The sequence below is a fragment of the Brasilonema sennae CENA114 genome, assembly GCF_006968745.1.
Taxonomy (GTDB): Bacteria; Cyanobacteriota; Cyanobacteriia; order Cyanobacteriales; family Nostocaceae; genus Brasilonema; species Brasilonema sennae.
The window spans coordinates 5,568,991-5,591,705 of sequence record NZ_CP030118.1 but is presented as its reverse complement, the minus strand read 5'-3'; the positions used below and the strand labels follow the sequence as shown (position 1 = coordinate 5,591,705).

Below are 22,715 nucleotides of genomic sequence, written 5' to 3'. Positions count from 1 at the left end.
CGCGGAGTGCAGCAGTGAAGCTATCGCTTGTAATACCATTTCACAAAATTCCTGATACAAATGATTGGTTTCTAATTCTTTCCCCCTGCTCGGGTGCTTCCCATTTGTATTAACCTTAAAGTGAAACGGTATAACGGGTTGCGAACGCCGCACGTTATAAAGAACAGAATGATAGAATCTCGAACTCAGGTGCAAGCAAACAAGCCCAGCTAATTCACCTTAAATGTCCGTACACTCTCTTGCAGCTGCTGGGAAATCTCCACTGTTTTTTGGAGAGACCCACAAACTTGGTGAAACGAGTTGCTGGTGATTTCAGAAACTTTTGCAATGTCTTGCATAAGAATAGAGACATCTTTAGAGGTTTCCACTTGAGAGATTGTAGCATCAGAAATTGACTGCACGAGTTGGTCAATGTGACGACAGACTTCAAGAATGTGGTTCAAGCTGTGTTTGGTATTTTGAACCAGATGCGTTCCTTTGATCACCTGCGTGCTTCCCAACTCCATAGCCTTGACGACTTCCCGGGTTTCGAGTTGGATATTGGCAACAATTTCTTCAATTTCTGCACTGGCTTCGCTACTTTGAGCTGCTAGTAAAGAAATTTTTTCAACAATGATAGCAAAACTTTGCACTTCTCTATCACCACGCGCCGCTTCAACATTAGTGTTGATAACTAAACCACTGTTGATAACTAACAAGTTAGTTTGTATGGCAATTTCATTAATCAATGCTACCACACGCGAAATTCGTTGCAAAGACTCTCCAAGACGGTTGACTTTTGTGTGGGTTCCCTCTATCACTTTGCGCAATTCAATACTATTTTCGACTGTCAGGTCTATCGCTGTGCTACCTACTTCGGCTGCATGATATGCCGTACTAGCAACTACTGCAGCCTGTTTGGCGCTTTTTGCGACAGCTTTAATCGATTGCCTCATTTGGTCAACAGCATCTAGGACACTACTAATTTCCTGTGCTTGTTTGAGTGCTTTAACTGCCAGTTCACCTGTTGAGCTTGAGTTATCTGCAATGGCAGCATTCACCTGAGTTGCGCCTAGTTTGACTTGGATAACAATATCCTGCAAACTCTCCAATAAGGAGTTGAAAAAGTCAGCGACAATACCAATTTCCCCATCAGTGACTTCAGCACGTACTGTCAGGTCACCTTGATATCCTCCTTCTAAATGCTCTATCAACGTTAGGAGTTGCATTTCTAGTGTTTCTTTCTGCTGACGTTGCAGTTGAGAAGCTTTTTGAGCTGCTTGGCGTCCTTCTTCGGCTTGCTTCAAAAAATTGGCTCGTTCTAAAGCCAGCCCAACAATTCTGGCAAATTGCTCAAACAAATCTATTTCTGACTGTTGCCATAGACGTGGTTGAGAGCATTGATGAGCTATCAACAAACCGAGCAGGTTGTTACCTACTAAAATTGGTGCAACCAAATTTGCTTTGACTGCAAACGGTTCTAGTTGTTTGAGATAACACTCGTTCAGTTGAGCTTGGTAAATATTGTCGATGGCGACAATACGACCTTGGCGATACTTGTCAACATAATCTTTCAAACATGGATCGTAAATTTCTGCACCGAGAGTTGGGGACCAACCTCTAACTACTGATTCTGCAATGACGCTGCCGTGCAAATTTTCGTCTATTTTGTAAATGAGTGCTCGCTCTACCTTCAAGGCTTTACGGATGCCTTGAACTGCTAAATTGTAGATATCTTGTGAGTTATGGGTTTTAGACAAGTGGATGGCGAGGTCTTTTAGTGTCTGTGTAACTTCAAATAAACTCACATGTTCCAAAGTCAGCCCCACTTGAAGTGCCAAATGCCGCAAGAAATTAATTTCATAAGGCTGCCAAACATGAGCTTTCTGACAGTGATAAGCAATCAAAAAGCCTAAGACTTGGTTATCTTTTAAGATTGGCGTTACCAAATTCGCTTTGACTTGCAATTTTTCCATCAATTTCTGATGTTCGGGAGAAAAATCTGCCTGCAAGATATTGCCCTGAGCCGTAACCCGATCTTGTTTGTAAGCCTGTATAATTTCTCTATGAATACAGGGATCTTCAAATGTATCCTCAAAAGCTACAGGCAAACCAGGATCTGCAGATTCAGCAATGACTTGTCCGCCTTCTTTCGCATTGAACTGATAAATAACGACTCGATCCGCTTTGAGTGCCTGTCTTGCTTCTGTAACTGTGATGTTGAACAATTCTTCAGGATTAAGCGAAGAGCGAATTAAGAGCAAGATGTTTGTCAATAACTTTAATTGCTCGGCTTCAGCAGTTTGTTTTTGTACTATATCTTGCACTTGATCTGCCATGTAGTTGATTTGAGAAACCAAAGTTGCAAGTTCATCTTCGCCTTTGATGACAACCCGAGTATCAAGATTGCCTTGACTCAATTTTTGCACTGCCATAGTAGCAGCTTTAATTGGCTTAATCAGACGATTAGCTATGCCTGCTGCAATTGCACCAACTAGTAATGCCATTAGAAGCGTCCCTGCTAATGTTAGTAATAATTGTCTCTCGGTTGCAAATGCAGTTGCTGTATCTTGACTCAATATTAATGTCCAATTCAAATCTGGCAAACCTTCTACTTTTTGCAAAGGCGCATTGGTCACTAATTTTTCAACGTTGTTTTTCTTATCAAAGAATATCTGAGTTTTGATTTTTTTCTCTGTATATAGTTGTTTTAAGTTAGGAATCTCTTCTTTTGGATAGAAATTAGTTTGACTCTTTGTCTGAGAAAAAAATATTTGTCCGGAACCATCTACAAGCTGGTAATCATCTTGACTCACTTGAGGAATTAAGACTTCCTTTGCTAAAGCTTTGACAGGTATAATTGTTCTGACAACATAGATAGTTTCAGCCGTGTCTTTGTCTTTGACAGGCGCAGCGATATAAATTCTATAATTATCTTTATATGTCTCTACACTTTTTGTGGCTGTAGGCTGGCTAATATATGGCTTGTTATTTTTAAGTACTGTTTTAAAATAGCCTTCATTTTTCTGGCTAGGAATCAATTGTCCTGCTGAATCAGCAACTAAATTACCATCTATATCAAAAATGGCAATGCTTTCATAGCTGTTTTCAATATTTAAGTAGTTACTTAGCCGTGCTTGCATTTGTTCACGACTTATCACTCTCCTCAAGTTGCGATTTTGTAAGAATGTTAGTTTAGAGAGAATTTCAATATCTCCATATCGTCTCATCATAAAATGGCTGAGATTATTTTCTAATAATCTGGCTTTGTCTTGCTTGTTTTTAGTAATTTCTTTTGTTGTTGATTCGTTCAAGAAGTAATAGGTAACTGCCCCAATTCCTAAAAATGGAAGTGCACCAATAAGAAATGTAAATGCTATGATTTTGGTACGTAAACTTATCTGTCTTAACCAAGAAATAATTAGCTTTTCATCAAATAACTGCTGAGTCTTCTCAGTATTGTGTTGAAATTGTTGTTGGAAAAAATTATGTTTAACCATATGTTGATATTCACAGGTAAAAAACTTTAATGGTCAGGTAACAAAAATTACTGGTGAATACAATGTTTGACATCAACAAAGTATTTTTTGTGCCCACCTACTTAATAACCCTGAATAACCTCATTAAAAAAAACACATTATTTTTATAATTTTGTGCCTTTCAATCCTCTAAGTTCCAATCAAGAAATTTTGCAATTTGAGAAACCAGAGTCAGAGGGTTAAAAGGTTTAGCGATCGCCCCCACCGCACCTAATGCTAAAAACCGACACCTTTCAGTTATATTCGACTTAGATGTTAAAAAAACTATAGGTATTGCTTGAGTCTTGGCGTTTAACCGTAGTTGTTGCAAACAAGCAACACCATCCATTTCTGGCATCATTACATCTAAAATAATGGCATCAGGTTTCAACTCCTGTGCTTTGATTAAACCCTCTGCGGCAGATTGTGCTACCTCAACCTCCCACCCTCCTAGGTTTTTCAGACAAGTTTTCACAATCAGTTGTATATTAGGTTCGTCATCAATATATAAAATTCTCTTAGCAACAGGTTCTATCATTGTTTTTTCTTATTGCACCTTTAATAGGTAGCAAATCATATAAAAGTTTTATAAGACTAAACTTCTGTTTGAAGTAAGTACAGTATTTTATTACAGGATTCCTAAATGTTGGAGCTTAACAGTTATCACTTATCAAACAATATTCAATCAGTTAAGTGTTAACACTTAACTGATTGAATGGTGTACTTATAACACACGAAACAAGCAACTTTCTTTCACAAATGCTAACAAATAACTTATTTAGCCTAAAACTACATGAAAAAATGTAGATGCTTACTTTATCCAAGTTATGCGATAAACATGAGGAAATTCTGAGGATTAGCAAGATTTAGTGGGTGGAAATAGTATGGAATTAGACTAAAACAAACTTACTCCCATCTCAGAAGTACCTTAATCTGGTTTGGTAAATCTACAGGATCAAAAGGTTTGATAATTATACCTGCAACGCCTAATTGTGCAGATTCATTTGAGTTGACAGGCTGTGTGCTAGCAGTTAGCAAAATCACTGGAATTGTTCGCGTAACTGGATTAATTCGCAATGCGCTTAATAACACTAATCCATTCATATCAGGCATGACAACATCTAGCAGAATCAAATCAAAGAGTTCAGTTTGGACCAATAGTAGTCCTTCGCTACTAGATGTGGCTACTAGCACTTGCCAACCTCCTAGATATTCTAAAGAAATTTTAATAATGGTACACAGATTTTCTTCATCATCAATAACCAAAATACGCTTTGGTAACATAGCTTTATTTGTGTCTTTCCCTCATTTAGAAAAAATCAAATCCAAAAAATATTAGACTTTCAAAACTCATCTCAAACCATTGCACTGTCTAGGCTAATTTCTAATTTCTGGAGATATCTATGACAAGTAAGAGTCAAGAGCCAAGAGTCAAGAGTTAAGAGTCAAGAGTCAAGAGGGGTTTTAAGTCGTACCTGTTCAGCTTAGAATAGAAATACACAAAAAATGCCTAATTTTGACAATAAACTGCAAAAATAAGAAAATAATGAGGATATTTCCGATTTTGGTGGTACCTGTTATTTTGCATATACGAAGATAACACCACAATTTCATCTATCTATATTTTTTTATAGATAAATCATACAAAAAACTGTCAAGCTATTACATGGATACTTACTAAAAATTCTTTATTTTTTGCAATACACTCATAATTGCTTGATATTATTCCCACCCTACTAATTCAATCACCCGGTTCACCAATTTCAAGGGATCAAAAGGTTTAGGAATCACACCTACGATGCGTAACTGTGCATATTGATTCAAGTCTACCTGCTGCACTATAGCAGTCAGCAAAATTACTGGAATTTTTTGAGTCAAGGAATTCTGTTGTAACTTATGAAATACTACTAGCCCGTCCATATCAGGCATCATGACATCTAGTAAGATAGCATCGGGAAGTTCAGTTTCAGCTAATGTTACTCCTTCACTACCAGATAAAGCTGTTAGTACTTGCCAATGTCCTATGCTTTCTAAACAAGCTTTAATAACAAGACACAGATTTTTTTCGTCATCAATAACCAAAACGCGCTTCACTAACATAGCTCCACCTTCATCTTTATAGTCGGCTGTTGCGCGTAATGCAATTTTAAGGGCGTTACAGCTTAGTCCTAAATAAATGAGGATGGATTGTAGTTATGCACACAGTACGAAATAGCTGCTACCAGATAAATAGTATTATATAGCACAAAATTAGTACTTAGGTGAAAGGTGATCAAGAAGATCAAACATTGGCTTCGTTTTGGGGCGGTTGAGGTAGAGTGAAGTGAAAAATACTCCCTTTTCCTAAGACACTCTCAGCCCAGATTCTACCGCCATGATGTTGTATGATGGTGCGACAGATAGCTAAACCTAAACCTGTTCCTCCTTTTTGACGGGAGTCACTAGCATCGACCTGCTGAAATCGTCCAAAAATACTTTCTAGCCGGTCATGAGGAATCCCTCGTCCTTGGTCTTGAACTTGAAAGACAACATGGTGTGGCAGCGCCTGCACACAAAGCGTTACTGTAGTTTGTGGAGGCGAAAATTTAATGGCGTTGCTCACCAAATTGACAAGAGTTTGAATAATTTGGTCTGGATCTGCCCAAACTTGCAGGGTAGAAGGTATAATGCGCAGCGTAATATTATTTTCTGTTGCTAGCGATCGCATCGTTTCTACAGACTGACGTATTAATACAACAGCATCACACCATTGCTTGGCCAAACAAACTTTGTTAGCTTCTAGCCGCTCTAAGTCGAGAATATCATTGACCAAACGAACCAAACGTTCTGTATCGCTGGCGGCGATTTCTAACATTTGTTGAGAAGTGTCAGGTTGGTTTTTGAGCACGCCAGCAGCGAGTAATCCCAAAGAACCACGAATTGATGCAAGAGGTGTTCGCAGTTCATGACTGACAATTGAGATAAATTCTTGCTTCATTTTCTCAATCGCCTGAGTTTCCGTGATATCTTCTACTGTCCCAATATGACCCACCAGTTCATCTGATTCGGAAAAGATGAGAACTCTCTTAACCCGAGCAAACCGGAGAGTTCCATCCCGGTGAACAAAACGCATTTCCTGAGAAAATTCTGTGTGTGTTGATAATGCACTCCACTGGAGTTGAGAAAGTTGGCGATCCTCGGGGTGAATAAACTGTGTCCAACCATACCCGAAAGCTTCTTCCAAGGTGAAGCCACAAATTGCCTGACAGCGAGGATTGGTATAAATCATTTGTCCTTGAGCATCCCCTTTAAAAATACCCATAGGTGCCAACTCGCTCAAAGAACGAAACAGATTTTCGCCACGGCGTAATTCTAATTCTATCCGTACGCGTTCGTGCAGTTCTTCTTGCAGTTGCTGGTAGAGTTGTGATTGTTGAATGGCGATCGCCATTTGGCTAGTTAACTGCTTAAGTAAATCTATTTCCCAAGTTTGCCATTCTCTTGGTTCATGACATTGGTGGACTATGAGCAATCCCCAAATGGTTTGCTTTTGGATGATGGGAACCACTAACTCTGCCCTAACTTCAAGTTCTGTTAAAAAGTCCGCAAAGCAGGGTATTATTTCAGCTTTGTTAAGGTCCGTAAGAATGTAAAGTTCTCCTTGGAGATACCGTTGAAGACATTGTTCTGGGAAAGTCTCTTCAGGAAATAACCGATCTAAAATCCTAATCGATTCTTCTTTGGCAACAGCTTCCGCAACGATGCGTCCAGTTTTATCTGGCTGCATTTGGTAAACTAAAACTCGCTGAGCTGCTAGCAATTTTTGTACTTCGACGACGACATTGTTAAGGATTGTTGCCAAGTCAAGGGACTGGCGTATTTGTTGAGTCAGCCGTGTGATCAACTGCTCTCGTTCTACTTGCTGTTGCAGGATTGCTTGAGAACGTTCCAATTCAAGCGTACGTTGTTGAACTCGGAGTTCTAACTCCTGATTCAGTTGCTCAAGAGCAGCTTCGGCAAGTTTGTGCTCTGTGATATCCTGTGAAATTCCAATTAGGCGCTGAAGTTGTCCAAATTCATCTTTAACTGGAAACGCTCGTTCTCGAATCGACCGTACTGTTCCGTCTGGACGTACGATGCGATACTCATCTTCAAACGCTTCTTGGTGTGCTCTTTGACGAACAGTAACTAGGACTCTTTGTTGATCATCAGGATGTAAGCTCTCCAGCCACTCAGTCTGATTCGGGTACAAGCTTTCACGCTTGCGCCCCCAAATTCTTTCGTAAGCTGGACTAACGTAGATTGTCTGGTTCTTTACGGGGTTTACTATCCAAAAGACATCTTGAATATTTTCTGCAATCTGGCGAAATCTTTCCTCACTTTCTGCCAGAGCAACTCCAGCTAGTTTGTGTTCAGTTATATCCTCTGCAATTCCTGCAATACTTTGGATATGTCCAAATTCATCCTTAACTGGAAATGCTCGGTCTCGTATCCACCGCACTGTTCCGTCTGGACGCACGATGCGATACTCATATTCAAATCCTTGGTGCGCTTTTTGAGCAACAGTTGCTAGGGCTGTTTGTTGATCATCAGGATGTAAACTATCTGTCCATTCATTCCAATTGGCGTACAAACTTTCGCGTCTGCGCCCCCAAATTTTTTCGTATGCTGGGCTGACGTAGACTATTTGACTATGTGTGTAATCTGATATCCAAAAGACATCCTCAATATTCTCTGCAATCTGGCGAAATCGTTCTTCACTTTCTCTCAAAGCAACTTCGGCGAGTTTGGATTCAGTGATATCCTGTGCAATTCCTATGACACGTTGGAGTTGTCCAAATTCATCCTTAAGTGGAAACCCTCGGTCTCTAATCCACCGTACTGTTCCGTCTGGACGCACAATGCGATACTCATGTTCAAACTGTTCTTGGTGACCTTTTTCACGAGCAGTCGCTATCACTTTTTCCTTATCATCAGGATGTAAGTTATCTATCCAGTCATTCCAATTGGCATACAAGCTTTCACACTTGTGCCCCCAAATTCTTTCGTAAGCGGGACTAACGTAGACTAGCTGCTGCTTTATAGGGTTTGCTATCCAAAAGACATCCTCAATATTCTCTGCAATCTGGCGAAATCGTTCCTCACTTTCTCTCAAAGCAACTTCGGCGAGTTTGTGTTCAGTGATATCTTCTGCAATTCCTGTAACACGTTGGAATTGTCCAAATTCATCCTTAAGTGGAAACGCTCGATCTCGAATCCACCGCACTGTTCCGTCTGGACGCACAATGCGATACTCATGCTCAAACTGTTCTTGGTGCGCTTTTTCACGAATAGTCGCTATCACTCTTTCCTTATCATCAGGATGTAAGCTATCTATCCAGTCATTCCAATTGGCATACAAGCTTTCACACTTGCGCCCCCAAATTCTTTCGTAAGCTGGACTAACGTAGATGAGCTGCTGCTTTACGGGATCTGATATCCAGAAAACATCTTGAATATTCTCTGCAATCTGGCGAAACCGTTCCTCGCTCTGTTTTAAAACAATTTCTGCCTGCTTGCGCTCGGTGATGTCTCGCTGGACTGATACCCAGTGAGTATACCAACCAGTTTCATCTTTGATTGGGAAAATACTGATTTCAACCCAGAATTCTCTACCATCTTTGGTGTAGTTAATCAAGTCCACTTGCACGGGTTGCCAGTTTTGCATCGCTGTGCGAATTTCATCTAAAGCGGCTAGGTCAGTTTTTTCTCCCTGGAGAATACGTGGTGTCTTGCCTAAAACTTCCTCTAGGGTATAAGCTGTTACTTTTGTGAAAGCAGGGTTAGCGTAGATAATTCTCGCCCCAGGAGAGTCTATGGGTTCTGCTTCAGTAATCAGTACTGCGTCATTGGTATGCAAAATGACAGATTCCAAGAGACGCAGTTGTGATTCTTTGGCTTTGCGATCGCTAATCTCCATAATGATGCCAAGCATCTGCACTGCTTGACCTTCATTGTTATAAAAAAATCTTCCCTTTGCCTCAATCCAATGCATCGTGCCACTAGGCTCAAAAATCCGCAGTTCCTGATGATAATCACATCTGTCAATACATGCTTGATTCAAAGCTAAAGTCACAGCTTCTATATCATTTGGGTGAACAAGAGCCATAGCAGCTTCGTAAGTTTCTGGAAAAGTTCCAGGTGCTAGCCCAAATAACTGTTCATCACCGCTTGACAAAACGACACGATTACTCAGCAAATCCCAGTCCCAAGTTACCATTTTGGCGGCTGACAAAGCTAGGGCTAGTTGCTGATTCACCTTGGCTATTTCGTAACCATTACACATAAAATTTTATATTTTTTATTATTTTTTTTTGGATTAATTAAGATTAAGTAAATTCAGGTTTGATAATACTTAAAATCAAAGTTTTTCTGGAGCTATTAAAAAAACTTCCAGAAAAATATTGATGAAATATGATTCTCTTTCTCCAAATGTATTTTTTTCACTCTGATTTTGCTAATCATTATATTATTCTTGAGCAAATTTGATACAAAACTTCTCCATGCTGATAATTTTTTTGTTTTCAATATATATGAAAAGTCTATATAACTCGTATTTTATTTTTGACGAAGCTAGGTACACTTTCTGTTCCCCTTCGGGTGTGCGCAGAGCGCACGAATCGAGCGTAAGCGCAAGCGCACGCATGATTGCGAACGCGTAAGCGTGTCCCTTTGGGACTTACAAAGCAGCGTCTGGTGGAGGAGATACGCTCTTATCCTGCACCAGGGTTACCCTCCCGCAGCCGGTTGTCGTCACCTCATCAAGCACTTGTCTGACCAAATCAAACCGGATTCCTATAGAAGGAATAGTTTAGCCTTGACTAAGGGTTAATTTTTGAATTCGTGTCCGCTCTAACCTATTAAGAATACGAGTTATCAGTTCTTGTGCCATAAATTGCTTACATACATAATCATCAGCTCCTGCTGTATATACTTGATGCACTATTTTTGCATCACAATGAACCGAGAGAAACAGTACAGGCAAATGACTCCAACGGCTATCTTTACGAACCACTTGGCATAGTTCAATTCCATTAAAATCTGGCATTTCAATGTCTAAAATGAGTAAATCAGGAGTCGTTGCTTCTAACACTTTCCAAAATTGTTGAGGGTGTTGCAGTGTAGTGACGTTGAATACCCAAGGTAAAAGCAACGTTTTCACATGATTTAACGTAATCGGGTCATCATCTACAACCATGATTTTAGCTTTAGGAGCAATATGTTGATGTAGTGCTGTCTTTACAACAAACAACACCTCATCGATAGATATAGATTTTTGTAAAAAGATATATGCTCCCAGACGTGCAGCTTCCACTCGACAACGAAATTCCTCGGATGCAATAAAAACAATCACAGGAATTTCAGACATCTCCTGATGTATTTGGGCTAGGAAGGCTAAACCATTTTCCTGTGAATTGGAAAAAGTCAAGTCTAGTAAAATGACATCAGGAGGGCGTTGGCTAAGTAGGCTTCTTGCTATAGTCAAGTCTGTTGCGACCTCTACCTCCAAACCCCAAGTTGCTGCTTCTACTTTGATTCGTTCTGTGAAGACAGTATCATCATCAATGATCAACACTTGTGCAGATGATAGTTTAGAAGTTGAACGAGTAGCAGGTGTAGATGCCTGCTGGTGCAATATTTTTTTTAGTGATGTGATTAATTTCTCTAACTTCTTCAACTCTGGAGTTGGGGATTGCTTCTCAATACTGAGGGCTTGCAGATATACTTCGATTTCTTTTGCTATTTCTGAACCTTGATGCAAACCATAACATCCCAAAGTGCCAGCTAAGCGGTGAGCCTGTGTCTGTGCTTGCTCAAGTAGCTGGTTGTTTCGGTTTCCAGTTAATAAGTGTGCTAACACTTGCTCAAATAACTCTAACTGTTCTTCCAAGCTACTGTCTCTAAACTCTTCCCATATTTTTTTCACCAGAACTCTAACTTCTGCCTCGGCTTTGTGCTTGTCTAAAAGCTCAGTATGTAATGTTGATTGGTGTCTGCTGTGGTTGTGTGATTCTTGTTCGCTAGTTCCCTTTTGATTTTCTCGTAGCCGATAGCCTAATCCGTAAACTGTCTCAATCAAATCTTTGGTCAGGCCCACTGCTTTTAACTTTTGCCGCAGACCTTTAATTTGGGTTGTCACAGCTTCCTCTCCAGGAGATTCAAAGCATGACCAAACGCTATTAAGCAAAGCACTTCGACTGAATGTTTTGCGAGGATTTCGTAACAAAAGCTCTAATAAACCATACTCTTTGCGGCTGAGGTGTACAGTCTTGCCGTTGTAGGTCACTTCTCGAATGTTGGTGTCAAGTTGTAAGTTTTCCCAACTGAGTACAGTAGGCGTAACTATCCTTCCTCGCCGCAGTAACGCTCGAATCCGAGCTACTAACTCTGATATTTCAACAGGCTTGACTAGAAAATCATCTGCACCCACCTCTATAGCTGTAACGCGAAGGCTGGTACTATTTACTGCACTCAGCATCAGAATAGGCACTTGGTAACCCTCCTGACGGAGTTGACGACAAAGGCTAATGCCATCCATCTTAGGAAGCATCACATCTACCAGAAGTAGGTCAAACTCAAAGATCTTTGCCAACTCAAGACCATATTGACCATCATTTGCAGTTTCAATTTGGAAGTTATATGCTTTGAGTGCTTTTTGAAGTAATAAAGCATTAAGGTCATCATCTTCTACAACAAGAATTTTCATGCGAAAATCTCCCCTCTTGAGGTACTAACTTCTACTGTAGGCAAAAATATTAAACCTCATTTTCCAACTTTTTTCTCAGTATAACTTTAGTCACTTATATAACATAAGATCCTGATAGTGTATACAAACATAGCTTAGTGTGTAGTTGAGTAATGATTTATTCCTAATTTTTTTTACAAATACATGTGCTCACTTAACTCCGCAGCAAAGAATGTTTTCATACATTTGTTGAAAACAGACTTTCCTAGAATATTTATATGTAAATTCACCCTGAATATTTATATTTGCTAACTTTTTCAAATAGCAGCAAAGTAAAATAATTTGACTATTGGTTATCAAAAAATATTATAGCTATAAGAGTCAGTATTTATGTATTTTGTTCCGAAATATCACTTAAATTCTTCAAACAATCCAAAAAAGTAGGTAAATGGTAAATTTTCTTTGAGTGGCTTACCGTAGAATGCCAGGAAAACTGCATACATAAATAAGATTGTTATACCCTTTCACAAAAATCCTGATACATTTGACTCCCCCCTTCGGGTATGTCTGAGCCTTCGGCACAGCTAGCGCCGAAGGGCGCGCTGAGTCCCAAGGGGACACGCTGCTTTGTATCTCCTACGGAGACGCTGCTTTGTAAGTCCCAAAGGGACACGCTTACGCGTATCTCCTACGGAGACGCTGCGCGAACGCTCGATTCGTGCGCTTGCGCTTACGCAAACGCTGAACGACACGCCTGAGCGCAGAGCGCACGCGGCTTGGGCGAACAGCGAACGCAGTCGCCTTGCTGCCCTTGAAAACGCGCTTGTCCTACAACGGGGCGGCAGCTTTTCGGGGGAAGCTTCCCCCGAAAACGTGCCTTGGGAACCCCCCTTCAGGTTCGCCAGATGCCTCTGTCGGGAAACCCTCATCAAGCACTGGATTCACCGCAACGGACTGGCTCCCCTACCAAGAGCGCTGTCTCACCTACTCCCCCAACTTCCCCAACTCCCCCACTTACCCGCTATGTTCTAACTTTAAAGTGAAACGGTATTAGCAGACCGTTGGGAGACTGTTGGCGAATTCAAGGGGTATGCTAAAACACATGATAAAATTGAACAATTTGTAATGTTTTGTAAAGCTTTTGCTGAAAACATTTGAAATACAGTATTTGGTTAACTAAAGATTCGTATACTTAATATCAATTATATGAATTAATACTAGTAAATAGAGATGGAGATAGTGGTATTTTATTATGACTAAATAATATCCCAATGCTTTTAGAATAAGGTATTAATTGGTTTAAGTTGATATTAAAATAAGGACGTTTTTTGTCGGAGTGACAGAGTAATTATTGTTACCTAAAAATTATACGTATATTGACGGCACACTTTGCCCTTACGTCAGTTAATTCCACTTGAACGTAGTCATGAATTTGACATTCAGATTTGCAAGTGCAAAATATGAGCCTATCTATATTTGACTATACGGAAGTGAACTATGAAAATAGCGCCTTTAGAAAAAGGTATTGTTCATGAAATTATTGCTCAATCGAAGGAAATTATTGCTCAGTCGAAGGAAATTAAGGCTCAGTCGAAGGAAATTAAGGCTCAGTCGAAGGAAATTAAGGCTCAGTCGAAGGAAATTAAGGCTCAGTCGAAGGAAGTTAAGGCTCAGTCGAAGGAAGTTAAGGCTCAGTCAAAGGAAGTTAAGGCTCAGTCGAAGGAAGTTAAGGCTCAGTCGGATGAAGTTATTGCTCAGTCAAAGGAAGTTATTGCTCAGTCGAAGAACATTAAGGCTCAGTCGAAGTTCATTCAAAAAATTTCAAATGATTTAAAGGAAGTTAATATCGAAGCTGTTTGTCAGTTTATTGCCTTGAAAACTCATTTAGCCCGAGTAAAAATACATCAAGAACAAATTGAAACAGCAATTTTAATCAAATGGGGAAAACTGGAACAATTGCCATTATCCAGCAGATACACTAACTGGCTTACCGAAAATGGATATCATTGGCAACCAATTTTCGTAAATGCAGCTAGTCAAGAAATCCAGTACGAGTTTAAAATTTTCGCTTGTGACTACGAAGCTTTTGCACTTCTTTCAAAGTTGCAGAGTGAACGCCGCTTGTACTATGCCATCCCCGATTTCGATACTGCTTTACAAATAATTAACACTATCAAAGATTCATGTCAGATCAATTGAGGCAAACTCTTAAGAGCAGGCGCACTGGCGGCGCACCACCCGCTACGAATGAAACAAACACCTTTTTCACGCCCTTCGGGTTCGCCAGTCGCCTACGGAGGGAAACCCTCCTGCAGCGCTGGTCTCACCAGATACCTAGGTCGGGAGACCCTCATCAAGTACTGGCGGCAGTGGCTCGCCTACACCCTTACACCCTTACACCCCTTTCTTGGTCAAAGCAATATGTTAGGTAGATTCCTTAACTTTTACAAATTAGATTTTATTTTTCTGAATTGATTCTTCAAATTCTCCAATGTTTTCTCCCACTGACTTTTCTTTGGTTTTTCTGGGAAAACAGCGGGTGGAAGTGCAAGATTAAGATTGCGATAATATTCCCAAATCTCCCAATAAGGACAACCAGGTTCAATCCGAATACCAGCCCAGTGGAGATATTGTAGAGGTTGATTCACTAAAGGATCAATCAGTATATTTCCCTGAGTTTGAAAATGGTGACTTCCTCCCCAATTTCCTGGTGCTTTACCCTCTCTGCGGACAATGTTAAAGCGAGAAGGAATTCGCTTCAAGAGCATATAATTGATAATAGGTTGGTCGGAAGTTTTTTGGGAAAAATCGAAATATTCTGGATGTGCGGCGCACTCGGCGAAAGTTTCATACAAATCCTGTTCCGAGATAAGATTTTTCTTAGAACCCCAAAAACCACCATTGAAAATATCTTTGACTTCATCTTCAGTAAAGACTTTTTCTTCTAAAATTTTTGGTGTAAAGACATTCGTAATACCACCGGCGTGTTGATAATCACAACAAATAAAATTGTATTTATTCAGATAATTCAGATTATCAATAATTTTTTCAAAGACAACTATATCTGTATCTATGTACAAAAACTCATCAAAAGCTCCAAACCAACAAGCTTGCTTGCGAAATTGATTAGGACGAGCAAAAAACTTGTTTCCAAAAACTTCATGTAATTTTATTGACAATCTATCAATAAACTCTAAATCTTCATATATTTCTACTCCATAATATGTACCCAGTGTATCTGCAATATTGTGATAATTATCATCATAAGGAATCATGACAATTGGTGTTTCTTTATCATGCAAACGGATGCTGTTGAGTAGTGCGATCGCATGGTCAGTCACCTTATCATTAGCAATAATATAAATTCCACGGTTCATTGAATAATCCTCAACCTGCTAATCCTAACTTTCGGAAAATACGTGTAGCTAAACTTGGCGGTGCATTGTAAGCTTTCGGCTTACTGTTGAATTTTGGTCGCTTGTCTGGTTCATGTAGATAGCGATAATGCAAGAAAATTTCCCGGTAAGGAAAATCAATATTTTCTCCAGAACAAATGCGGCTAAACAACTGAGACGATAAACCGATATAGTGAATATAAGTTAACGGATGACCTTTGTCATACAAGATATTATTTATGGCTTCAAAATGGGGAGAAGTTACGCAACAACCGGTTCTTTCATTTTCCGGGAGATGATGGGCGAAATTATAGCTAGATATGCCTGACTTCATGACCATGTAGTTGAGAATAGTTTGGTCGGGAGCATTCATATATAAAATTTCTGCTTCATCTTGTTTGAGTTGTGATATAATCTTATTACGTTGAGATTGATTAAAAATATCCTTTTTACTTCCATACATACCCGCGCAAAAAATTTCAGAATCTATGCGAGCAAGCGGGAAAACATTTAATAAGTTATTCGACTTAACATTGTAGACATGAGTAGGATCTTTATATTGGAAATCATAAACAACGAAGTCATTCTGATTTAACTGCTGAAAAATATAATCTAAAGAATTTAGGACTAGAATATCAGCATCGAAATAAATAAATTTATTAAACGGACCATCGAAGCCACAAAAACGACGATGCATTCCTAGGCGATAAACTCCCGAGATGCCGTTTTGTTGCCAAGTTTGGAAAGCACTAGGATGAGTTTGCCAGATTTTAGTGGCGAAATCTTCCCAACGTGCAATAGCTGCTGTATCTGCAAATATTTCTACATTGTTTCTGTTTTTGATTTCGTCTTTTACTTGTTCAATAGTTTTATCATAAGGAATGATACAAACTGGATAAGGTTTGCCGGCATTTGCTTCAATACTATTTAAGAAAGCTACTAACTGGTCAAAGACGATATCGTTAGCGAGTACGTAAATACCTTCAGTCATCCAAGTCTCCACATATTTCCATAATTACCGTCATCATGAACAATTTGTAACGTAATCCGAGAGCCAATTTAACAAATTTAACTTATGTAAAATAATTTGTCTGGCTTCGGCGATCGCACTCTTGGCTGCATACCACGCATCAGTTGTTGCTGTCACTTCTTGAATGTAAAGAAGTCCTTTTTCATCCAAACTTGGTAATCTCAAAAAACTACCAGGAGGTAATAATTTATCTGCGGCAGTTCCCCCATAATAAATTGGTAAACACCAAGCAAGCAAAGCATCCCATAGCTTCTCACTCACATACCAATTATTGTCAGCATAATTTTCAATTGCCAAGTTATAATAGTATGGAGCCATACCATACCATTTGTTGCTCAATTCTCCGCCTCCTTGTGCCCATTCTGGTAAGCCACGACCATATAAATCAAACTTCAATTCGCTGTTTCGCAGCAGTTTTAAAAATTCCAAGCGCTGGCGATGATTAACTGTACGACTAATACCAGATGTCACCCAACTACATGGTTTAGTTTTTTCTGGCGGTGGCATATCATTCAACTCACGAAATGAGTTAGAATAATACCAAATAGCAGGCATATAATTCGGCGTGGGGGCAAAATCATCTGGTCCAGAAATATAACCGCAGTGCGCTTGAGCCTGTTGATAAAATTTTTTATTCAATTCAATAACTTCGTCTAAAGGTGGTTCTCGCAACAGATAAATGACTCGCTCTTTAGGAATGTTTATAAGTTTATTTTGTAGCGTTTGCTGTGCCTTTTCGTATTCAAGTTGTGCCTTTGCATTCTTCCAAAACCACAACTGCTTTTGCGGTGGTTCAGGAAAAGACGTGTAGTTATACATTAATAAGAAATCTGATTTGGGGGCTGTAGAATGGATTTGAATATCACCCCAAACACCAAAGGGATGAGGAGTTTGTTGCCATAGCCAATCTGGTTTTTGATCTAAACCAGGATAGCTGCTGATCATGCCGACTGTTTTGATGCTCATTTTTCATTAATTTGTGGTTCAAGAGAATAAGGAGACGCACAGGGGAAACGTATCAATTTGATTCAGCCACTCGTAGCAGAACGGAAAAATGATGCCAATACTTACTAAGTGTACTCCACACTCTCTAATTCAGCATTCAAACAGTGTTCAATCAAGGCTTTGCTTTTATAGACATGACTTACGCAAAATAATGAAAAAATAAACCACATAGACGCGGAGCGGTGAGACAGCGCGAATGACGCTTTCCCGACCTAGGCGACTGCGTAAGCGCAAAGCCCACACGGCTTGGGCGTAAGCGCAAGCGCACGCTAAGAGCGAACGCGCAGCGTCTCCGTAGGAGATACGCGTAGCGTCTGGTGCAGGAGATACCCGAAGGGCTTCCCGCAGGGTAGGACACAAAGAACACAAAAGTAAGAGGGTTTAAAAGGGTTTTTGCGTAAGTCCTAATAGAGTAGTTATGGGAGGGTGTAAGGGGGTAAGGGTGTAGGGGTATAAGGGTTTGAACCCCTATACCCTTGCCCAAACCTTTGATCTCTGGTTTTCATGCGTAAGTCCTAATGAAATCAGGCGATAAGCCGGAGGCTTGACGCTCCGCGTATCGCATCGAAGTTCAAGATGCGGAATGTGGGTTACAACTGGATACTTATTGTAAACACCAGTTTGTATAGCTCGTTCAACCTCAAAGCTTGCAATTTCCTCAATAATCTCGCGGACTGCGACATCGAGCCATATTCCATCTGCTGATTTTGGCGCGTATGCTAAAACATGACCAATGTTTATTCCACAGAACAATTGCAGCGATCGCTAAATTCAAGTTATTGGCTCGGAAAATTTGTATTTAAGTATACTTTAAAACTTAATATTGATCAATTCTTTAGCTAGAAGTTAGATGCAACAGTAGTGGTTATTTTAGTGGAAGCAGCGAGATAAATTCTGCTAGTGGTACTACAGAGTCAGTTTCTTTGCAAATGAGGAAAACAGTGCTTGCTCCAAAGTGCCTCTTTAAATTGCGCAAATCCAGCGACAAAGATACTTGAGTGGATTTTTACCGGATTCATGGAGCTTTCATTCAGTCCCAGTAATGGGATGGGTATTCCGGTACTATTCGCGCTTCCGATACTATTGTATAAGGAAAAATAAATGCTCGGTCACGACATTATTGTTATTGGAGCTTCAGCAGGCGGCGTGGAAGCGCTGAAGACGCTGGTCGCCCCTTTGCCAAAAGATCTAAGCGCTGCAATCTTCATCGTCGTTCACGTTTCACCGCAATTTAAAAGCTTGTTGCCGGATCTCTTGAGCCGTTGTGGTTCCTTGAGCGCGACTCATGCAAAAGACGGTGAGGCTATAGAGCATGGACGGATCTACGTAGCACCGCCGGACTACCACTTGCTAGTTAAACGCGGCTACATCCGCGTGGTGCAGGGTCCTAATGAAAATCACTGTCGTCCGGCGGTCGATCCCCTGTTTCGCACAGCAGCAAAGGCGTACAAAAGCCGAGTGGTTGGTGTGGTGTTGTCGGGCACGCTTGACGACGGGACAGCGGGGCTTATAGACGTGAAAAAACTTGGCGGTGTGGCAGTCGTTCAGAACCCCGATGATGCCCTGTTTTCCGGGATGCCCAACAGCGCCATCGAACACGTAGACGTTGACTATATCCTGCCAGTGGTGTCAATCGCTCCCCTTTTAGTACAGCTAACTTATGAACCAATAGCAACACAAGGAGCTTTGAATATGTCTAACGAGGGCGAACTGGAAATGGAACCCGACATTGTGGAACTCGATGGGGTGGCTTTACGGAACAACGGACCGCTTGGGATAAGTGCGGGCTTTCGCTGTCCAGACTGCGGCGGTAGCCTGTTCCAATTGCAGGAAAGAAATTTTCTCCAGTTCCGGTGTCGCGTGGGCCACGCCTTCTCACAGGCTAGTTTGCAGGCGGCTCAGGCTCAGGTCCAAGAGGAGGCGTTGTGGGCGGCAATTGGTTCTTTAGAAGAGCGAGCGGAGCTGATGTTTAAGATGGCTACTAATGCACGCTCTAGGACGCGCATCAAGTCAGCAAAGCTTTTTGAAGCGCAGGCTATTGAGGCGCAACAACGCTCTGACGTCATCCGGCAAGCACTGTTCATGAACCAATTGCCTGCTACAGCTACTGGAACCGCAAATAACGAAGTACCGAATAACGAGACACAACAAGAACTAACTGCTGACAAAGTGGTGGTGCTGGCAGTAGGTGACGGTGGGATAAGCGCCTTAAGCCAGATCCTAGTTGCCTTACCACTGAACTTTCCGGCAGCCATCATCGTGGTACAGCACTTGGACACCCAATCCAACTCCAGCTCAATGGCATCCGCCCTGAGCGGTTCTATGACTTTGCCTCTCAAGCTTGCACAAGAAGGAGAGCCATTACGACCGTCCATTATCTACTTTGCTCCCCAAAACGAACACCTGCTAGTTACTACAAACGGTACTATTTGCCTTTCGCAAGCCGTATTCGTGGATTTTGCCCGCCCTTCTGCCGACTTGCTGTTGGAGTCAGTGGCAGCTAGTTTCAAACAGCGGGCAATAGCCGTAATCCTCAGTGGTACAGGTAATGATGGCGCTTTGGGAGTGCAGGCGATTCATCAGATGGGCGGTAAGGTTATTACCTCTGATGATAGTACTAGCGAGTTTTTCGATATGCCCGACGCTGCCATTTCCACCGGGACTGTAGATTTCGTCCTCCCAGTCAACGAGATTGCTTCAAGGCTTATAAACCTAGTGACGTCTGAAGCAACCGAATGAGCAAAGCGTGAAGAATCGGTAGCAAAAGTTGTCTGAAATTTACTGCATCTTCCAGACAAAACGGTCTTTGGAAAGTTCTTGGTAAAGAAGTTTAAGTTGTCGCTCGGAATGAATTAGTAGCGGAACATACATCCATTCCAGGATGGCAAGTTTGTTGTCTTCAATGTCGTCTGCCCTCTCCAAAACATCAAAAATCTTTTTGATGCGGTAGTTAGTAAGTATGATTTTCTAGCTAGCTAAAGGAAAGGCAGCAGCTAGTATCCAGCCAAACAATAAAGCACTGCCAAGGGCATAACTCCAAATTTCTTTATACAAGCTGCTGGCATAGGAAAAAATCCCTATAATCAAAGGAAATAATGGTAGCAAAAGAGAAATAAAACTAAGTTCAGGCAATAAGTAAAGCACCAAAATAAAGCCCCCTATCAAAATCACACTTTGCCCTAGCCACCACAAAATTCGTTTTCCAACTCCAACGTCTTGTTGTGCGACTCCAGATGCCAAAAACCAAGGAAAACAAGCGAGTGATATCAGGGGAAATAACTTTAAACGCGCCGGAATAAGCCACCACTGTAGCCACACCACCTGTGCCATTGCACCAAAGGCAATCCACAAGACTACAAATAGTGCTATGCCTAAACCAATAGTTCGTAGTGTAGGACGTGGTAAGCGAAACATGACAGCCAACCAAACCAAACCCGCTACGCCGAACCAAATACTTACTGCACCGCCTACCAGCAAGCCACCCAAACTGTTAATATCGCCACTACGACTCAGTAACACCAGTACACCACTTGCTACAAACGGTGCTATTAGTAAACCTCCCCAGCTTCTCAAACCAGAGAAAAAACGTAGTGACGTTTTAGAAGATGCGGAGAATTTGCCCGTATCCTCTTTCATAGAAGCAACTGCGCCAAGTAAAGCCAGCCACGCTAACAAGTGCAAGAAATACCAAATCATCCGACGATCAACGTAGTCACTATTACGTTGCACTCCAAAAGTGGCATCAAGCCAGTTTTTGGCAGCTTGGTGGCTAGCATTCCTAAACAAAATAGTGATGTGTTCAGCGTTGGGAATGACGACAAGTTCGCGTCCTCTTCCAGCAGCCAAATTTTCATTTTCTCCTCCCGCCGCCTTCAATAACCGCTGTGCATTCCCAACAAAACCTCCTTCCCAAGAACCTGCTTGCAACTGGAGATTACGCGGCGCTTTGGGCGTTACCGCCGCACCCGTGGGCGAAACGGCAACAGTAGCAGCAAAACGGTTTACATTCTGAATACCGGCTGACATGACTGCACCACTCCCCATAGAATGACCGAGCATTGCTAAACGCGACGAATCAACCTCTGGCTGTTCCAAGATTGCTGCATAAGCAACATCTAGATTTTGCTGAAGTGAACCACGTTCCAGTGGTTTGGCGTTAGCCCCATGACTGTTGAAATCCCACAGCATCACGGCGTAACCTGCGTGTGCTAAAACGTGGCCGTAACCCAACATCAACTGCTTAGAACCTGCATAACCGTGCGCTACAAGGACACCTGGTATCTTCTCGGCGTTACGTGGTGCAACGTATAGCATAGGCACTCCTTCACGGTTAAGGTGACGCACCAGTAACCCAGTTTGCGCTGTAATGACACCCCACCAAGAAAAGGCAATCAGCAATAGTGCGGCGACAGCCAATAATACAGCATTGCGATTCATCTAAGTCGTGATTTTCCTGACACTATATAGGATGATAATCAACAGATACAGCATCAAAATTCTACCCAGCAAAGGAGATTTAGCTATGTAGCTTGTAGAAATCAATTGTTTGGCGATACGCATGATTGCGTCTGCCCTGAGTCCTTACGGACACACTGCTTTGTATGCCTACGGCACGCCTTACGGAAGAGCGCATGATTGCGTGCGCTTTGCGCTTACGGGCGATCGCCAAAGCTTGTTTGAAAATAGAAATTGTTAACCCAAAAATCCAACTTTCTGTGATATTGAAATGAGTATCAAATTGAAAAAGCTAATCATCATTCTCTTACTGACATTCATTGTCTTAAATCTGAACTTCATTCCTACAGCATTAGCTACAGATACAGTGAACGCCGAAAAAATATTTAGTGTTCAATGTGCTGGTTGTCATATTAACGGTAGCAACATTGTTAGACGAGGCAAGAATTTAAAATTAAAAGCACTAAAAAAATATCATATGGATTCCATTGAGGCAATTTCCTCCATTGTTACTAATGGTAAAAATAATATGCCAGCCTACGAAGATCGCCTTAGCAAACAAGAAATACAAGATTTATCCGCTTATGTGTTAAAGCAAGCTGAAAAAGGCTGGCGTTAGTTATACCAAT

15 protein-coding genes are annotated in these 22,715 nt (G+C 41.1%); 5 read left to right on the top strand and 10 right to left on the bottom strand.

Annotated elements, in window-relative coordinates; all coding sequences use genetic code 11:
• Positions 1–209: 209 nt before the first annotated feature.
• The 6 genes from DP114_RS23440 to DP114_RS23415 form a co-directional block, all read right to left on the bottom strand.
• Entirely contained in the window at positions 210–3,479 is a 3,270-nt protein-coding gene (locus DP114_RS23440; protein WP_171977263.1) for a GAF domain-containing protein, read from the bottom strand.
• 160 nt (positions 3,480–3,639) lie between these two features.
• Entirely contained in the window at positions 3,640–4,035 is a 396-nt protein-coding gene (locus tag DP114_RS23435; protein ID WP_171977262.1) for a response regulator, read from the bottom strand.
• 368 nt (positions 4,036–4,403) lie between these two features.
• A complete protein-coding gene (locus DP114_RS23430; RefSeq protein WP_169267542.1) occupies positions 4,404–4,781 on the bottom strand; it encodes a response regulator in 378 nt (125 codons plus the stop codon).
• 438 nt (positions 4,782–5,219) lie between these two features.
• Positions 5,220–5,597 (bottom strand): response regulator, encoded by a 378-nt coding sequence (locus tag DP114_RS23425; protein ID WP_169267541.1) that lies wholly within the window; start codon positions 5,595–5,597, stop codon positions 5,220–5,222.
• 181 nt (positions 5,598–5,778) lie between these two features.
• Positions 5,779–9,801: a PAS domain-containing protein gene (locus DP114_RS23420; RefSeq protein WP_171977261.1), complete on the bottom strand. Its 4,023-nt coding sequence runs from the start codon at positions 9,799–9,801 to the stop codon at positions 5,779–5,781.
• A 525-nt stretch (positions 9,802–10,326) separates the two neighbouring features.
• Positions 10,327–12,222 (bottom strand): response regulator, encoded by a 1,896-nt coding sequence (locus DP114_RS23415; protein WP_169267539.1) that lies wholly within the window; start codon positions 12,220–12,222, stop codon positions 10,327–10,329.
• A 1,476-nt stretch (positions 12,223–13,698) separates the two neighbouring features.
• Here DP114_RS23415 and DP114_RS23410 point away from each other — a divergent pair.
• A complete protein-coding gene (locus DP114_RS23410; RefSeq protein WP_171977260.1) occupies positions 13,699–14,400 on the top strand; it encodes a hypothetical protein in 702 nt (233 codons plus the stop codon).
• Entirely contained in the window at positions 14,385–14,633 is a 249-nt protein-coding gene (locus DP114_RS23405) for a hypothetical protein (RefSeq protein ID WP_172195127.1), read from the top strand. Before DP114_RS23410 ends, DP114_RS23405 begins: the two co-directional genes overlap by 16 nt.
• A 12-nt stretch (positions 14,634–14,645) precedes the next feature.
• Here the strand turns inward: DP114_RS23405 and DP114_RS23400 are convergent, their stop codons facing one another.
• The 3 genes from DP114_RS23400 to DP114_RS23390 are packed head-to-tail and all read right to left on the bottom strand — an operon-like array spanning position 14,646 to position 17,592.
• Positions 14,646–15,578 carry an Npun_R2821/Npun_R2822 family protein gene (locus tag DP114_RS23400; RefSeq protein WP_169266353.1) on the bottom strand — a complete coding sequence of 311 codons (933 nt, stop codon included), beginning with the start codon at positions 15,576–15,578 and terminating at the stop codon, positions 14,646–14,648.
• 10 nt (positions 15,579–15,588) lie between these two features.
• Complete coding sequence (locus tag DP114_RS23395; RefSeq protein ID WP_171977259.1) at positions 15,589–16,587, bottom strand: Npun_R2821/Npun_R2822 family protein; 999 nt, start codon at positions 16,585–16,587, stop codon at positions 15,589–15,591.
• Positions 16,588–16,620: 33 nt separating this feature from the next.
• On the bottom strand, positions 16,621–17,592 hold the full coding sequence (locus DP114_RS23390; RefSeq protein ID WP_171977258.1) for a glycosyltransferase family 10 domain-containing protein: 972 nt from the start codon (positions 17,590–17,592) through the stop codon (positions 16,621–16,623).
• A gap of 1,140 nt (positions 17,593–18,732) precedes the next feature.
• Here DP114_RS23390 and DP114_RS35275 point away from each other — a divergent pair.
• On the top strand, positions 18,733–20,370 hold the full coding sequence (locus DP114_RS35275; protein WP_171977257.1) for a chemotaxis protein CheB: 1,638 nt from the start codon (positions 18,733–18,735) through the stop codon (positions 20,368–20,370).
• 228 nt (positions 20,371–20,598) lie between these two features.
• Here DP114_RS35275 and DP114_RS23380 read toward each other — a convergent pair whose 3' ends face one another.
• Positions 20,599–22,068 carry a serine aminopeptidase domain-containing protein gene (locus tag DP114_RS23380; protein ID WP_171977256.1) on the bottom strand — a complete coding sequence of 490 codons (1,470 nt, stop codon included), beginning with the start codon at positions 22,066–22,068 and terminating at the stop codon, positions 20,599–20,601.
• A gap of 164 nt (positions 22,069–22,232) precedes the next feature.
• Here DP114_RS23380 and DP114_RS35815 point away from each other — a divergent pair, with 164 nt between their 5' ends.
• Together DP114_RS35815 and petJ are read left to right on the top strand one after the other, a co-directional pair.
• The gene (locus tag DP114_RS35815) at positions 22,233–22,361 is read left to right on the top strand and encodes a hypothetical protein (RefSeq protein ID WP_256379277.1); all 129 of its coding nucleotides are present in this window, start codon (positions 22,233–22,235) and stop codon (positions 22,359–22,361) included.
• On the top strand, positions 22,358–22,705 hold the full coding sequence (gene petJ, locus DP114_RS23375; RefSeq protein WP_171977255.1) for a cytochrome c6 PetJ: 348 nt from the start codon (positions 22,358–22,360) through the stop codon (positions 22,703–22,705). The genes DP114_RS35815 and petJ overlap by 4 nt, the downstream gene beginning before the upstream one ends.
• The last annotated feature ends 10 nt before the right edge of the window (positions 22,706–22,715 follow it).

Coding starts and splice junctions, on each gene's coding strand:
- DP114_RS23440 (WP_171977263.1), bottom strand. CDS start 3,479: ATGGTTAAACATAATTTTTTCCAACAACAATTTCAACACAATACTGAG.
- DP114_RS23435 (WP_171977262.1), bottom strand. CDS start 4,035: ATGATAGAACCTGTTGCTAAGAGAATTTTATATATTGATGACGAACCT.
- DP114_RS23430 (WP_169267542.1), bottom strand. CDS start 4,781: ATGTTACCAAAGCGTATTTTGGTTATTGATGATGAAGAAAATCTGTGT.
- DP114_RS23425 (WP_169267541.1), bottom strand. CDS start 5,597: ATGTTAGTGAAGCGCGTTTTGGTTATTGATGACGAAAAAAATCTGTGT.
- DP114_RS23420 (WP_171977261.1), bottom strand. CDS start 9,801: ATGTGTAATGGTTACGAAATAGCCAAGGTGAATCAGCAACTAGCCCTA.
- DP114_RS23415 (WP_169267539.1), bottom strand. CDS start 12,222: ATGAAAATTCTTGTTGTAGAAGATGATGACCTTAATGCTTTATTACTT.
- DP114_RS23410 (WP_171977260.1), top strand. CDS start 13,699: ATGAAAATAGCGCCTTTAGAAAAAGGTATTGTTCATGAAATTATTGCT.
- DP114_RS23405 (WP_172195127.1), top strand. CDS start 14,385: ATGTCAGATCAATTGAGGCAAACTCTTAAGAGCAGGCGCACTGGCGGC.
- DP114_RS23400 (WP_169266353.1), bottom strand. CDS start 15,578: ATGAACCGTGGAATTTATATTATTGCTAATGATAAGGTGACTGACCAT.
- DP114_RS23395 (WP_171977259.1), bottom strand. CDS start 16,587: ATGACTGAAGGTATTTACGTACTCGCTAACGATATCGTCTTTGACCAG.
- DP114_RS23390 (WP_171977258.1), bottom strand. CDS start 17,592: ATGAGCATCAAAACAGTCGGCATGATCAGCAGCTATCCTGGTTTAGAT.
- DP114_RS35275 (WP_171977257.1), top strand. CDS start 18,733: ATGCTCGGTCACGACATTATTGTTATTGGAGCTTCAGCAGGCGGCGTG.
- DP114_RS23380 (WP_171977256.1), bottom strand. CDS start 22,068: ATGAATCGCAATGCTGTATTATTGGCTGTCGCCGCACTATTGCTGATT.
- DP114_RS35815 (WP_256379277.1), top strand. CDS start 22,233: ATGCCTACGGCACGCCTTACGGAAGAGCGCATGATTGCGTGCGCTTTG.
- petJ (WP_171977255.1), top strand. CDS start 22,358: ATGAGTATCAAATTGAAAAAGCTAATCATCATTCTCTTACTGACATTC.